This window comes from Streptomyces sp. NPDC047081 (assembly GCF_040643775.1).
In the GTDB taxonomy this organism is placed as follows: domain Bacteria; phylum Actinomycetota; class Actinomycetes; order Streptomycetales; family Streptomycetaceae; genus Streptomyces.
The window spans coordinates 37258-51171 of record NZ_JBEYUY010000023.1 but is presented as its reverse complement, the minus strand read 5'-3'; the positions used below and the strand labels follow the sequence as shown (position 1 = coordinate 51171).

The 13914-nt window shown below is 71.4% G+C and carries 12 protein-coding genes; 4 read left to right on the top strand and 8 right to left on the bottom strand.

The annotated features are described in order from the left end of the window. Window positions 1-5 precede the first annotated feature (5 nt). The 3 genes from ABZ848_RS34445 to ABZ848_RS34435 are packed head-to-tail and all read left to right on the top strand — an operon-like array spanning window position 6 to window position 1671. Entirely contained in the window at window positions 6-503 is a 498-nt protein-coding gene (locus ABZ848_RS34445; RefSeq protein WP_360838298.1) for a carboxymuconolactone decarboxylase family protein, read from the top strand. Continuing rightward, the gene (locus ABZ848_RS34440) at window positions 500-949 is read left to right on the top strand and encodes a carboxymuconolactone decarboxylase family protein (RefSeq protein ID WP_360838296.1); all 450 of its coding nucleotides are present in this window, start codon (window positions 500-502) and stop codon (window positions 947-949) included. Before ABZ848_RS34445 ends, ABZ848_RS34440 begins: the two co-directional genes overlap by 4 nt. Continuing rightward, complete coding sequence (locus ABZ848_RS34435) at window positions 946-1671, top strand: isocitrate lyase/phosphoenolpyruvate mutase family protein (RefSeq protein ID WP_360838294.1); 726 nt, start codon at window positions 946-948, stop codon at window positions 1669-1671. The genes ABZ848_RS34440 and ABZ848_RS34435 overlap by 4 nt, the downstream gene beginning before the upstream one ends. On the opposite strand, the gene ABZ848_RS34430 is transcribed toward ABZ848_RS34435, so the two are convergent. The 5 genes from ABZ848_RS34430 to ABZ848_RS34410 all read right to left on the bottom strand — a co-directional run bounded on the left by ABZ848_RS34430 (window position 1672) and on the right by ABZ848_RS34410 (window position 8793). Continuing rightward, on the bottom strand, window positions 1672-2634 hold the full coding sequence (locus ABZ848_RS34430) for an ABC transporter substrate-binding protein (protein ID WP_360838292.1): 963 nt from the start codon (window positions 2632-2634) through the stop codon (window positions 1672-1674). Window position 2635: 1 nt separating this feature from the next. Continuing rightward, window positions 2636-4576, bottom strand: coding sequence for an ABC transporter permease subunit (locus ABZ848_RS34425; protein WP_360838290.1), 1941 nt, complete (start codon window positions 4574-4576; stop codon window positions 2636-2638). Continuing rightward, window positions 4576-5619, bottom strand: coding sequence for a glycine betaine/L-proline ABC transporter ATP-binding protein (locus tag ABZ848_RS34420; RefSeq protein WP_360838288.1), 1044 nt, complete (start codon window positions 5617-5619; stop codon window positions 4576-4578). Before ABZ848_RS34420 ends, ABZ848_RS34425 begins: the two co-directional genes overlap by 1 nt. After that, window positions 5616-7148, bottom strand: a complete 1533-nt coding sequence (locus ABZ848_RS34415; protein WP_360838286.1) for a GMC oxidoreductase — start codon at window positions 7146-7148, stop codon at window positions 5616-5618. The genes ABZ848_RS34420 and ABZ848_RS34415 overlap by 4 nt, the downstream gene beginning before the upstream one ends. 115 nt (window positions 7149-7263) lie before the next feature. Beyond that, window positions 7264-8793, bottom strand: coding sequence for an aldehyde dehydrogenase family protein (locus ABZ848_RS34410; protein WP_360838284.1), 1530 nt, complete (start codon window positions 8791-8793; stop codon window positions 7264-7266). A 197-nt stretch (window positions 8794-8990) separates the two neighbouring features. Between ABZ848_RS34410 and ABZ848_RS34405 the strand changes: the two genes are divergently transcribed. Then, entirely contained in the window at window positions 8991-9761 is a 771-nt protein-coding gene (locus ABZ848_RS34405; protein WP_360838282.1) for a hypothetical protein, read from the top strand. A 20-nt stretch (window positions 9762-9781) separates the two neighbouring features. On the opposite strand, the gene ABZ848_RS34400 is transcribed toward ABZ848_RS34405, so the two are convergent. The 3 genes from ABZ848_RS34400 to ABZ848_RS34390 form a co-directional block, all read right to left on the bottom strand. Further along, on the bottom strand, window positions 9782-10423 hold the full coding sequence (locus ABZ848_RS34400; protein ID WP_360838280.1) for a hypothetical protein: 642 nt from the start codon (window positions 10421-10423) through the stop codon (window positions 9782-9784). Window positions 10424-11621: 1198 nt separating this feature from the next. After that, the gene (locus ABZ848_RS34395; RefSeq protein ID WP_360838278.1) at window positions 11622-12053 is read right to left on the bottom strand and encodes a hypothetical protein; all 432 of its coding nucleotides are present in this window, start codon (window positions 12051-12053) and stop codon (window positions 11622-11624) included. Beyond that, on the bottom strand, window positions 12043-13815 hold the full coding sequence (locus ABZ848_RS34390) for a hypothetical protein (RefSeq protein WP_360838276.1): 1773 nt from the start codon (window positions 13813-13815) through the stop codon (window positions 12043-12045). Before ABZ848_RS34390 ends, ABZ848_RS34395 begins: the two co-directional genes overlap by 11 nt. Window positions 13816-13914 lie beyond the last annotated feature (99 nt).

Below are 13914 nucleotides of genomic sequence, written 5' to 3'. Positions count from 1 at the left end.
GAGACATGACCACAGAGGAGATCACCGAATACACGGCCGAACGGCCGGCCCGCATGCGCTGGGCGCAGCACGCCCCCGAGGTCTACAAGGCGATGGCCCGCCTCGACGCGGCGGCCAAGCAGGGCCTCGACCCGAGCCTGGTGGAGCTGGTGCGGCTGCGCGCCTCCGCCCTCAACCACTGCGCGTTCTGCCTCGACATGCACACCAAGGACGCGCTCGCGGCGGGCGAGAGCGTCCAGCGGATCGTGCAGCTGAACGCGTGGGAGGAGTCGAAGCACTTCTACACGGAGAAGGAGCTCGCCGCGATCGAGCTCACGGAGGCGGTGACCGTCCTGACCGACGGCTTCGTGCCGGACGAGGTGTACGAGAAGGCCGCCAAGCACTTCGAGGAGGCCGAGCTGGCCCAGCTGATCGCCACCATCGCGGTGATCAACGCCTGGAACCGGTTCGGCGTGACCACGCGCATGGTGCCGGGTCACTACCAGCCGGGCGACTTCGCGTGACCGCCCGTACGCGGCTGCTCGACCGCGCGGTGGCGCAGGCGATGTCCGCGGTCAGCGCCGCCGCCAAGCGGGGCCTCGGCGATCCCGCGCTCGCCGAACTGGTCGTCATCCGCGCGTCGCAGCTCAACCACTGCGCCTTCTGCCTCGACATGCACCTCGCGATCGCCCGCAAGCACGGGGTGCGTGAGCAGCAGCTCGACCTGCTGGCCGCCTGGGAGGAGGCCGGGGACGACCTCTTCGACGAGCGGGAGCGGGCCGCGCTCGCGCTGACCGAGGCGGTGACGGTTCTCACCGACGGATTCGTGCCGGACGACGTGTACGAGCGGGCGGCCAAGCACTTCGACGAGCCCCAACTCGCCCATCTCATCGGGTTGATCGTCGCCATCAACAACTGGAACCGTGTGATGGTCAGCCGCCGTGTCCCGCCGGGAGGTTACACACCATGAGCAAGGTCGAGACCTTCCGCGCGCTCCACAAGGGCCGCCTCCCCGGCGACCCCCTCGTCCTCCCCGGCCCCTGGGACGCGGTGAGCGCGCGGGTGCTGGCGGAGGCCGGGTGGCCTGCGCTCGCGACGCCCAGCGCGGGGATCGCTGCCTCGCTCGGGTACGAGGACGGGTCCACGCCGGCCGAGGAGATGTTCGCCGCGGTGGCGCGCATCTGCCGGGCCGTCGACGTACCCGTGTCGGCGGACGTCGAGGACGGGTACGGGCTCGCGCCGAGGGAGCTGGTGGAGCGGCTGCTGGAAGCGGGGGCGGTGGGCTGCAACCTGGAGGACTCGGTCGGGGGTGTCCTCAAGGACCCGCGCGAGCACGCCGACTGGCTCGCCGAGGTGCGGTACGCGGCGGGCGACCGGCTGTTCGTCAACGCCCGCGTCGACGTCTTCGCGTACGGCGACGGCGACCCCGAACGGGCCATCGAGCGGGCCGCGTTGTACGTCGCCGCCGGCGCCGAGTGCGTCTATCCGATCGACGCCCCGGCGGACGTACTCCCGCTGCTGCGGTCCGGGATCCAGGGGCCGGTCAATGTGCACGGCACGCTGAACGGCGGCCCCTCGCCCGCCGAGCTCGGCGAACTCGGGGCCACCCGCGTCACGTTCGGGCCGACGCTGCAGCGCTGGGCGGCGCTGGCGTTCGAGGGGATGGCCGAGGAGCTGAAGAAGCGCTGGTGATCAGGACAGCCATGCCTGCCACGTGGAGGCATGGCCGTCCACCCACTTCTTCGCCGCCTGCTCGGGCGTGAGCTTCTGGTCGGCGATCATGAGCGAGACCTCGTTCTGGTCCTCGGTCGTCCACTTGAACTTCTTCAGGAAGGCCGCGGCCTTGCCGCCCTTCTTCGCGAAGTCGGCGTTGAGGTACTTCTGCAGCGGGGTGTGCGGATAGGCGCAGGCGACCTTCGCCGCGTCCGCGTCGCAGCCCTCCTTGTACGCCGGCAGCTTCACCTCGGTCATCGGGACCTTCTTGAACAGCCACTGCGGCGCGTACCAGTACGTCAGGAAGGGCTTCTTCGCCTTGGCGAACTGCCTGATCTGCGTGATCTGCGCCGCCTCCGAACCGGCGAACACCACCTGGTAGTCCAGCTTCAGATTGCTCACCAGCGCCTTGTCATTGGTGACGTACGACGGTGAGCCGTCCATCAGCTGACCCTTGCCGCCGCTCTCCGCGGTGCGGAACAGCGAGGCGTACTTGTTGAGGTTCTTCCAGTTGGTGATGTCGGGATGCTGCTTCACGAGGTACGTCGGCACGTACCAGCCGATGTGCCCGGTCACCCCGAGCCCGCCGCCGCGCGCGATCGTCCCCTTGTCGTCGACGTACCGCTTCTCCTGGTCGGGGTGGCCCCAGTCCTCCAGGATCGCGTCGACGCGGCCCTGGCTGAGCGCGTCCCAGGCGGGCACCTCGTCGACCTGGACGGTGTCCACGCGGTAGCCGAGCTTGTGTTCCAGGAGGTACTGGGCGACGGCGACGTTGGCCTGCGCACCGACCCAGGACTGGACGGAGAGGGTCACCGTCCCGGCGCCCTGCGCATTGGCGAAGGGGGACGCCTGCTTGGTCATGTCGGCGGCGCCGCAGCCGGTGAGGAGGGCCAGGGAGGCGGCCGAAGAAACGAGCAGTGCTGTGCGTTTGCTCAGTACCATGTCACATACCACTCTTCGTTCGGCGTTCCGTCGGCTGCGTCACCCGGTCGAGCATCAGCCCCAGGCACACGATCGCCGCCCCCGCGACCAGCCCGGTCGCCAGGTCCCCCTGGGCAAGCCCGAACACGGCGTCGTAACCGAGCGCGCCACCCCCGACCAGACCGCCGATGATGACGACGGCGAGGACGAGCACCACACCCTGGTTGACGGCGAGCAGCAACGCGCGCCGGGCGAGCGGGAGTTGGACCTGCCTCAGCTGCTGGGCGGGGGTCGCGCCGAGCGAGCGTGCCGACTCCAGGGCGGCCGGGTCGACCTGGCGCAGGCCCTGTGTGGTGATGCGTACGACGGCGGGCAGCGCGTAGACCACGGCCGCGGCGACCGCCGGGGCGCGGCCGACGCCGAAGAGCGCGACGACCGGGATCAGGTACACGAACTGCGGCATCGTCTGGAAGACGTCCAGGACGGGCCGGAGCGCGCGTTCGAAGCGGTCGCTGCGGGCCGCCGCGATGCCGGTCGCGAAGCCCAGGACGAGGGTGACGGCGACGGCGGCGAGGACCTGGGAGAGCGTGTCGAGGGCGGGTGTCCACACGCCGAGCACGCCGATCGCGGCCATGGCGAGGACCGCGGTGAGCGCGGTGCGCCAGGTGCCGATCAGCCAGGCGAGGGCGGCGACCAGGAGCAGCAGCGACCACCAGGGCAGCCACACGAGGCCGGAGCGGACGGGGTTGAGGACCCAGGTGGTGAAGTGGCCGGCCCAGTCGGCCGTACCGCCGATGTACGGGACGCCCGAGTACAGGTGCGCGGTCATCCAGTCGACGGCGCGGTTGACCGGCTCGGCGATGTTCACGGTCCAGGCGTCGGGCCAGTCGAGGCGCCCGGCCAGCCGTCCGGCGACCGCCACGGCGACGGCGGCGAGGGCCGCGTACAGCCAGAGCCTGCGGGTGTTCCCGTGCTCCTCGCCGGCGTGTTCGCCCGCCGCGCCGGTGACGCGGTCCAGGACGACGGCCAGCAGGACGATCGGGATGCCGGCGGCGAGCGCGGCGCCGACGTCGACCGAGGCGAGGGCCTGGTAGACGCGGTCACCGAGGCCGGCGGCGCCGATGACCGAGGCGATGACCGCCATGGACAGAGCCATCATGATCGTCTGGTTGAGGCCGAGGAGGAGTTCCTTGCGGGCCAGCGGGATACGGGCGGTCAGCAGCCGTTGGCGGGCGGTGGCGCCGAGCGAGTCGACGGCCTCCAGGACCTCCTTGTCGGCGCCGCGCAGGCCGAGGGCGGTGAGGCGGGCCATCGGCGGGGCGGCGTAGACGACGGTGGCGAGGACGGCCGCGGGCACGCCCATGCCGAAGACGAGCACGACCGGGAGCAGGTAGGCGTAGGCGGGGAGCACCTGCATGGTGTCCAGGACCGGGCGCAGGGCGCGGTCCATGCGGTCGGAGAGTCCGGCGGCGAGGCCGAGCAGGACGCCGACGAGCACCGACGCGAGGACGGCGACCACCATGAGGGCCAGCGTCTGCATGGTCGGCACCCACATGCCGAGCAGACCGCAGGCGAGGAGCGCGGTCGCCGTGCCGAGGGCGAGCCGGACGCCGGCGACGCGCCAGGCGACGAGCGCGCCGATCGCGGTGACACCGGCCCAGCCCGCGGCGAGCAGGACGAGATAGACGGCGCGTACGGAGATGACGACGGCGTTGCTGACGTAGCCGAAGCCGTAGAGGAACAGGGGGTGGGTGTCCCGGTTGTCGATGATCCAGTCGCTGGCACTGGTCAGCGGCTTGGTGAGGTCGACGGTCAGGGCGTCGGGCCAACTGCCGCTGGCCCATCGGGCGTTGGCGAGCGGGACCAGGATCGCGGCGGCCAGGGCGAGGAGCAGCAGCTTCTGCACGGACCGGCGTTTGAGGAGACTCCCGGTGAGCGGGACCGGTGCGGTGATCGTGGCCATCAGGCCGCCTCCTTCCGCAGCTCCGTTCCGGCCACCACGGAGAGCAGCCGCTGGTGGTCGACGACGCCCAGACAGCGGCCGTCCTGGACGACGCAGGCCGCCCTGCCGGTGGTGGCGACGACCTTGATCGCGTCGGCGACGAGCGTGTCGGGCGCGAGCGCCCCGGGATGCGCCGGGTCGCCGCAGTCACCGGGCACCATGGCCGTACGTACGGACATGACCTGGTCGCGGGAGACGTCCCGGACGAACTCGCGGACGTAGTCGTCGGCCGGGCTGCCCACGATCTCCTCCGGGGTGCCCAGCTGCACCACACGGCCGTCGCGCATGAGCGCGATGCGGTCGCCGAGCTTCAGGGCCTCGCTGAGGTCATGGGTGATGAAGACCATCGTGCGGCCCTCCTCGCGGTGCAGCCGGATCACCTCCTCCTGCATGTCACGCCGGATGAGGGGGTCGAGCGCGCTGAACGGCTCGTCGAACAGCAGGACTTCGGGGTCCACGGCAAGCGCCCGGGCCAGGCCCACGCGCTGCCGCTGGCCGCCGGACAGCTGGGCCGGGCGGCGCTGCTCCATGCCCTCCAGGCCGACCTTGGCGACGACGTCCCGCGCCCTGGCGCGGCGCTCGGCCTTGCCGACGCCCTGGATCTCCAGGCCGTACGCCACGTTGTCGAGGACCGTGCGGTGCGGGAGCAGGCCGAAGTGCTGGAAGACCATCGCGGCGCGGTGGCGGCGCAGTTCGCGCAGCCGGCCCTTGTCCATGGCGCGGACGTCCTCGCCGTCGATGGCGATGGTGCCGGCGGTCGGCTCGATCAGCCGGGTCAGACAGCGCACGAGGGTGGACTTGCCGGAGCCGGACAGGCCCATCACCACGAAGACCTCGCCCTTGCGGACGTCGAAGGAGACGTCCCGGACGGCGGCGGTACAGCCGGTGCGGGCGCGGAGCTCGGCGGGGTCGAGGCGGGTCAACTCGGGGTCGCCCGGGATCTGTTCGGCCTTCGGGCCGAAGACCTTCCACAGGCCGTTGACGGCGAAGACGGACTCGGTCATCGTGCCTCACTTCCGATCAGGTCGACGGCTTTCTCACCGACCATGAGCACCCCGATCATCGGGTTCACGGCGGTCATGGTCGGGAACACGGAGGCGTCCGCGATCCGGATGCCGTCCAGGCCGCGGATCCGCAACTCCGGGTCCACGACGGCGAATTCGTCGTCGGTGGCGCCCATACGGCAGGTGCCGGCCGGGTGGTACACGGTGTGGGCGACGCTGCGCGCGTACACGCTCAGCTCCTCGTCGCCGGTGATGTGCGGGCCGGGGGCCACCTCGCGCCTGAGCCAGCCGGCCAGCGGCTCCTGCTTCGCTATCTCACGGGCGATACGGATGCCGTCGACCAGGGTCCGGCCGTCGTAGTCGTCCTCGTCGGTGAAGTAGCGGAAGTCGAGGGCGGGCTTCACGGACGGGTCCGCGCTGGTCAGGTACAGGCGGCCGCGGCTCTTCGGCTTGGGGATGTTGGGGGTCATCGAGACGCCGTACGTGGGGCGTTCGTAGCCGATGCGCTCGGGGTTGTCGGTGAAGGGGACCTGGTAGAAGTGGAACATCAGGTCGGGGCCCGGGTGTTCGGGGTCGCGCCGTACGAACAGGCCGGCGTCCGAGTCCATCGCGGAGTTCTCGGGGATCGGGCCGTTCGTCTCCCAGACGATCACCGACTCGGGGTGGTCGAGGAGGTTCTCGCCGACGCCGGGCAGGTCGTGGGCGACCGGGATGCCGAGCGCTTCGAGGTCCTCGCGCGGGCCGATGCCGGAGTGCAGGAGGAGACGGGGCGAGTCGACGGCGCCAGCGCAGAGGATGACCTCGCGGCGGGCCCGTACGAGGATCTCCTCGCCGTCCTTCGTACGCACGTGCACGCCCTCGGCACGGGTGCCGTCCAGCTCCAGCCGGTACGCCCAGGTCTCCAGCAGGATCGTCAGGTTGGGCCGCTCGTCCATCACCGGGTGCAGATACGCCACCGAGGCGCTCGACCGCTTGTTGTTCTCTGGGTGGTAGGCGAGGTCGAAGAAGCCGACGCCCTCGTCGAACGGCTTCTTGTTGAAGCCCTCGACGCGGGGGACGGCCAGCGCCTTCTGCGCCGCGTCGACGAAGTCGCGGGCGATGGCGTTCCGGTCCTTCTCGTCGACCGGGACGATGTTGTTCTTCAGCCGCGCGTAGTACGCCTCCATCGGCACCGCGCCCCAGCCCTTGGCACCGGCCGCCTCCCACTCGTCCCAGTCGGAGGGCAGGGGCTTGAAGGCGATGAGGGTGTTGTGGGAGGAGCAGCCGCCGAGGACGCGGGCGCGGCTGTGGCGGATGTGGGAGTTGCCGCGGGGCTGGCGGGTGGTGGGGTAGTCGTAGTCCAGCTCGCCGCCGAGGAGGCCCATCCAGCGGCGGAGGGTGAGGACGTCGTCGCGGCCTACGTCGCTGGGGCCGCCCTCGATGACGGCGACTGTGGTGTCGGGGTTCTCGGTGAGGCGGGAGGCTATGACCGAGCCGGCCGTGCCGCCGCCGATGACGACGTAGTCGTATGCGTGGAGGGTCTCGGGCATGGGGTGACTCCGGGTGGGGTTTGGTCGTTCGGGTGCGGGTTCGTTGTGGCTGGTCGCGCAGTTCCCCGCGCCCCTGGGTGGGTTGGGGCTTGCCGGGATTGATAGGTAGCCGGGATCAGCCGCTGAACCAGCGGACCGGCTTCGGCGCCAGGTTCTGGTAGATGTGCTTGGTTTCGCGGTACTCGGCTAGGCCGGCCGGGCCCAGCTCGCGCCCCACTCCGCTCTTGCCGAAGCCGCCCCACTCCGCCTGGGGGAGGTAGGGGTGGAAGTCGTTGATCCAGACGGTGCCGTGGCGCAGGCGGGCGGCCACCCGGCGGGCGCGGCCCGGGTCGGTGGTCCAGACGGCGCCGGCCAGGCCGTACTCGGTGTCGTTGGCGAGCGCGACCGCCTCGTCCTCGGTGCGGAAGGTCTCCACCGTCAGCACGGGCCCGAAGACCTCTTCGCGTACGACCTTCATCTCGCGCTGGCACTGGTCGAGGACCGTCGGCTCGTAGAAGTAGCCGCCGGCGGGCCGGGTCTCGGAGGGCTCCGGGCGCCTGCCGCCGGTGCGCAGTACCGCGCCCTCGGCGAGCGCCGAGTCGACGTACGCCTCGACCTTGGCGCGCTGCTGCTCGGAGACGAGCGGGCCGCACTCGACGCCGTCGGCGTTGCCGCGGCCGAGGCGGATCTTCGCGGCGCGGCGGGCGAGTTCGGCGACGAAGCGCTCGCGGACCGGCTCCTCGACGATGAGGCGGGCGCCGGCGGAGCAGACCTGGCCGCTGTGGATGAAGGCGGCGTTGAGGGCCTGGTCGACGGCGGTGTCGAAGCCCTCGTCGGTGGCGCAGGCGTCGGCGAAGACGACGTTGGGGTTCTTGCCGCCGAGTTCGAGGGCGACCTTCTTGACGGTGGGCGCGGCCGCCTGGGCGACCTTGGTGCCGCTGACCAGGCCGCCGGTGAACGAGACCAGGTCGACGTCGGGGTGCTCGGCGAGCCGCGCGCCGACCGAGTGCCCGGGGCCGGTGACGACACCGGCGACGCCGGCGGGCAGTCCGGCCTCGGCGAGCAGGTCGATCAGGGCGACGGTGGTGAGCGGGGTGATCTCGCTGGGCTTGATCACGAAGGTGTTGCCGGCCGCGAGCGCGGGGGCGATCTTCCAACTGGCCTGGAGGAGGGGGTAGTTCCAGGGTGTGATGAGCGCGCACACGCCCACGGGCTCGTGTACGACGACGCTGTGGACGTCGGCCGAGCCCGCGTCGACGACCCGTCCGGGGGCCTCCCCGGCGACCAGGTCGGCGAAGTAGCGGAAGGCGTCGGCGACGCAGTCGATGTCGACGCGGCCCTCTTCGAGGGTCTTGCCGGCATCCCGGCTCTCCAGCGCGCCGAGCCGTTCGCGGTCGCGCACCAGCAGGTCGGCGACGCGGCGCAGCAGGGCGGCGCGCTCGGCGACGGGGGTGCGGGGCCAGTCGCCGTGGTCGAAGGCGTGCCGGGCCGCGGCGACCGCCAGGTCCGTGTCCTTCTCGTCACCCTCCGCGACCAGAGCGAAGCCCAGGCCGTCCGCGGGGTCGATGATCTCGCGCGTGGCCCCGGAGACGGCATCCCGCCACTCCCCGGCCACGTGGATGGTCGCCTGCGCGTCCAGCCCCTGGGTTTCCGCTCTCTCCGACATGATCCGTACTTGCCTTCCGTTCCTGGTCAGTGCCTCTGAGTGACACTGATGTCACTCACGAGGACCGTGAGCGCCTGCCCTTCGGTCCGCGTTGCATGCGCAATCCATGGCCGGAAGTGGGCCGTGTCACTGAACATGCGGGCAAATAGGGCGAAACGTACGCTGAGTGGGGTGATGCGCACCACGGAGGTGACGCCATGGCAGGCATCGCGCCCAACCGGAGAGCGCTCGTCTGTGCGGCGGCGGGCGCGGCCCTGCTGCTGACGCCGTCGCTGGCCGCTGCGGACGACGGCGGGGATCTCTCCGCACAGCAACTGGCCCAGCAGGCGAAGAAGAACCTCCTCGACGCGAAGTCGGTCCACCTGAAGCTGACGGACCGCAGCGCGGGGACGTCCGCGAGCAGGACCCAGCCGACCTCGATGGACCTGGCCCTCGACCAGGACGGCAACTGTGCCGGCACGCTGCGGATGGCCGGGAAGGGCGGCAGCGTCGAGCTGATCAAACGCGGCGAGGAGGTGTGGATGAAACCCGACACCGCCTTCTGGAAGTCACAGGTCCCCGGCGGCCAGGGCGACGCGGTGGCGGAACTCTTCAAGAACCGCTACATCCACGGCTCCACGAAGGACGCGATGCTGAAGGGGCTGGCCGACACCTGCGACCTCGGGGCCTTCCAGAAGGAGGTCGACAGCGGGTCGTCGACCGAGGGCAAGTCGCTGAAGAAGGGCGCGGAGACCGAGGTCGAGGGCACGAAGGTGATCCCGCTGACGGGCAGCGAGGACGGCAAGAAGGCGGTCCTGTACGTCACTTCGGACGCGCCGCACCGGCTGGTCGAGGCGACGCAGCGGGGCGGTGGCACCGACACGACGCTCACGTTCGCGGATTACGACAAACCGGTGCCGTCGAAGACGCCGTCGCCGGACGAGACGGTGGACATCGGCAAGCTGCAGCAGGAGCTGCAGAACGTGTGACTGGCGTTGACCTTCGGTCTTCAGTCGGTGCCGGTGTCCGCATCGCAGGTGGTGTACGGCGGGCAGAACCACTCCAACGCCGTGGTGAGGTTGGTGAGTTCGGCGCCGCTGCCGTCCGCGTCGGGGCCGTAGGCGGCGATGGCGTAGATGTTGCCGTCGGCGGCGACGAAGCGTTCGTCGTAGACGTGCCAAGTCCCGATGTCGGGCTCGCCGTTGAGGGAGTCGGCGACGTACTCCAGCCGGGAGCCGGTGAACTCGCCGTCGTCCAGGGTCTGCAGGTCGAGCTTCTTGAAGCCCGGGGGCTTGGGGATCTGGTCGGAGAGATACAGCTTGAAGGAGGCGGCGGGAGAGGCCTCGGAGACCTGGTAGATCTGCAGCCGGTGCTCGCGGTCGGGGCTGCGGTAGTTGACGACGGCGATCCCGTGCTGAGAGGCGACGCTGTTGCGCGACCACCCTTCGGGCACGGCGATCCGGAACCCTTCGGTGTCGTCGCGCAGTTCATACCCGCTGGGCGGTACGGAGGGGGATGGAACGACAGTGTCCTGGAGGCTGGGCGAGGGCGAGCCCCCGGCCGAGGAACCGCTGACCGAAGGACTGGCAGCCGCAACAGCCCGCTTGCCGTCATCGCCACCGCCGCCCTTCCCGACGACAAAGGTCAACACAAGACTGACGGCAACCCCGACGACAGCGGCCCCGACAACGACGGACCAGACGACCCGCCGGTTGAGCCCGGTGGCTGTGGCGGGAGCGGTGGGCTGGTCGACGGGGGGCCAGGATGCACCGCTGGTCCATTCGGGGGTGGACCAGGTGTTGGGGGCGCTGGGGGTGGGGGTGGACCAGCCGGCCGGAGTGCCCGGGGGTGGGGTGGACCAGCCGTCCGGGACGCCGGGAGGCGGGGTGGACCAACCAGCCGGGGTGCCGGAAGTCGGGGACGCGGGAGCCGCGGGGTCAGGGACGGCCGCTGGGTCCGCGGAGGCCGCAGGTCCGGCGGAAGTAGCCGGGGGTGTGGAGGTGTCAGGGGCGGCCGGAGGCCAAGCCGCGACGCTCGGACCGGCCGTCTCGGTGGGAGGCCAGGGCACGGCGCCCGGACCGGACGGGTCAGCGGGAGGCCAAGTCGCGCTGCTGCCACCCGCAGGGCCCGCCGAGGGTGCGGCGCCGTCGGCCGCAGCCGCATCCGACGGCGAGGGGCCGCCCGAGCCGCCGTCCACCACCGTGCCGCCGGCGCCGGGACCGTGCCAGGAGCTCTCCGCGCCGCCGGCGGGCCAGCTGTCTGGGCTCGGCGAGGTCGCCGGAGGTGAGCCGGGGCTGGAGTCCTGGGCACCGGCGGGCGGTTGCTGGACGCCCGTGGCCGAGTCGTCGGCGGACACCCCCGGCAGCGACGGATCCTCGGCAGCCCACGCCGCCCCGGCCGCGCCACCGCCAGGCGACCCCTCGGCCGCCGACGCAGTCGACGCCCCGGAACCCGAGCCATCGGTCACTGCGTGCGCAGCCGAACCCGAGGCCGAAGGCGAGCCCGAATCCGGTCCCGAAGCCCCCGCGCCGGGAGCAGCCCCCGCAACTCCCACCGCCCCCGGCTCAAAACCCGGCCGAGCAGGTGGCGGCAGCGTCGGTTCCGGCAGCGGGACGCTCCCCGTGCCGTCGCCGTCCTCCCACCGCTGGGTGTCCTCGTTCCAGTACCGCGGTCCCCCACTCATCTACCGCCAGCCCCCGCCCATCTACCGTCCGCTCCGCTCGTCGCCGTCGATCCCCGGCTCATCTCCACCCCGCACTCCGGCCGCGACCACCTACCAAGCCGGTCGCCACCACCCACCCCACTCATCTCCCCCGCGCCCTCCGGCCAACGCCCACCACTCAAGCCACTCACAACCGCAAGCCCACCAACCCCGCCACCGTCCCCGCCGAAGCCAGAACCGTCAGCAACGCCTGGGAGTCCGTGAGGAGTTCGCGGAGGCGTTCGCGGCGGGTCGGGGTGGCCTGGCCCGTCGTCGTGAGTTCCGTCTCCGTTTCCGCCAGCGCCTCGTCCAGAGCCACCGTCTGCTCGCTGCTGCGCACCTTCTCCCGCAGGTCGGCACGGAGGTCGCGGACCGCCTTCAGCAACTCAGCCGCGCCCTCGTCGAGTTGCCCGGCCCCGCCATAGTGCACGTGGCGGCTCTCGGCACGCGCATGGCTGCCCACCGCGAACGTGTTGTTCCCCGAGATGTTCCCGAAGTTGACGCTCGGCTCACGCCCCGCCGATCCGCTGCCCGCCGATCCGCTGCCCGCCGCTTCACTGCCCGTCACTTCACTGCCCATCGCTTCCCGCTCCCTCCGACGCCCCCGGGCCGCCCGACACATTCGTGGACGCGGCGGAAGCATGGCTGCCCACCGCGAAGGTCGACCCCTCGATCCGGCCGATGTTCACGTCCCCGTTGCTGATGTTCACGACCTTCTGCACGAACTCCCCGGTCTCATAACCGGATTCGGCGAGCGCGATCCGCACACCGTTCGCCACCCGGTCCTGCACGCTCTTCAGATACCGCCGTACGTCCATCTCCTGGAACGTCGACCCGACCGCCACCGACCCCAACTCACGCACGGACAGGGCCGGCCCGTCCGGCAGCGCCCCGGCGTAACCCCCGGTCAGCAGCCGCCACAGATACACCGCACCCCGCCCGAGCTGCGCCAGCGCCCGCCCCGCCGACCCCGGCACCAGCGTCGCCGCCCCGGCCGCCTTGCCGAGCGCGTTGTTGTTCCGGAACCGGTGCGCCGTACGGTCCGCGTCCTTGAAATCCGTACGCACCGGCGTCAGCACATGCGGCGCGATCTCCAGCATCAGCATCCGCCCCTGCGTGTGGATGCGCACGAAGACCGTGACGACCAGCTCCTCCTCCCAGCCGGCGACGCGGATGCGCAGGAAGTGCCGCCGCTTCTCGGCGCCTTCCTCGACCGCCCGCGCCCGGTGCTCCTCGAAGGCCTGCTGGTTGTACGGCGCCTGCTCGCGGCTGAGCAGCCCCTCGGCCGGCAGGAACACGCACTCGTCGATCTCCAGCCAGCGGAGCCGGTCGCGGACGCCGGGCCCCGCGAACTCGGCCGGGATACGCAGCTGTTCGAGCAGCGGGCGGACCCTCTCCAGGATCGCCCGGTTGCTGAGCGGCTGCTGCTTCTTCAGCTCGTCCGGCCGCAGTTCGACCGCGAGCACCCAGGTGTCGTACGCCGCTCCGGCCCCGCAGAACGGCCGTACCTCGTGGTACATGATCAGCGGCGCGTGCTGCTCGGCCCGGATGCGCTGCTTGAGCCGCTGGAAACGGTCGTTGTCGGCCTGCTCGGCGGGGTCGCCGGCGGCGTCCGGGAAGCGCTGCGCGGAGAGTTCGCCGGCCAGCGCGCGGCTGAACTGGTTGCGCTGCGCGTGCAGGCACCAGCCGATCAGCGCGAACACGGCGAGCGTGATCCACGCCTGCCAGGGGTGGACCGCACCGGCGAAGTCGCCCGGCCCCGGCACCAGGTCGCTGAGGCTGTCCGACCCGGAGGAGTACGGGTCGTAGGGATCCCCGTACGACGAACCGCCGGACCCGGAACCGCTGTCCGAACCGCCCCCGAACGCGGCGATGACGGTGACGACGAACAGGAAGGCGAAGGAGAACCGCCCGCCCCAGCGGAACAGGAACGCCAGGACACGGCGGTACAGCGGTGGTTCCGCCGCCCGCCCCCTGATCCAGGGCGCGAGCGCGAGGTAGAGGCCCGGCACGAGGAGGAGCAGCATCAGGCCCCCGCTGAGCGCCATGCCCACCACCCACAGGCCGATGATCGCGCCGGCCCACATCAGCTCGTGGCGGCGGGCGCGCAGGGCGTGGGCGAGGACGCGGGCGGCGTCGAAGCCGAGCGAGGGTGCGACGATCCGCTGCTCGTTGAGGTGGAGTTCCTCGATGACGCGGTCGCGGTAACCGGGGTCCAGATAGGTGCCCGCGCACAGCAGCCGGGTGGCCTCGCTGGCGTGCGGCGGCGCGGGCGGCGCGGCGGGCGGGGCCCCGGAGGGCGTCGACGGCTGCGGTTGCTGTGGCACGAATGCGGTGCTCACGCGAATCCCCCGATGCGTGGAAAGTTCCTTGTCATACGTTCAGTTGACAAACCATCAGCATAGAGCGACGGGTGGGGGCGACGGAACCGGAATGCCCCG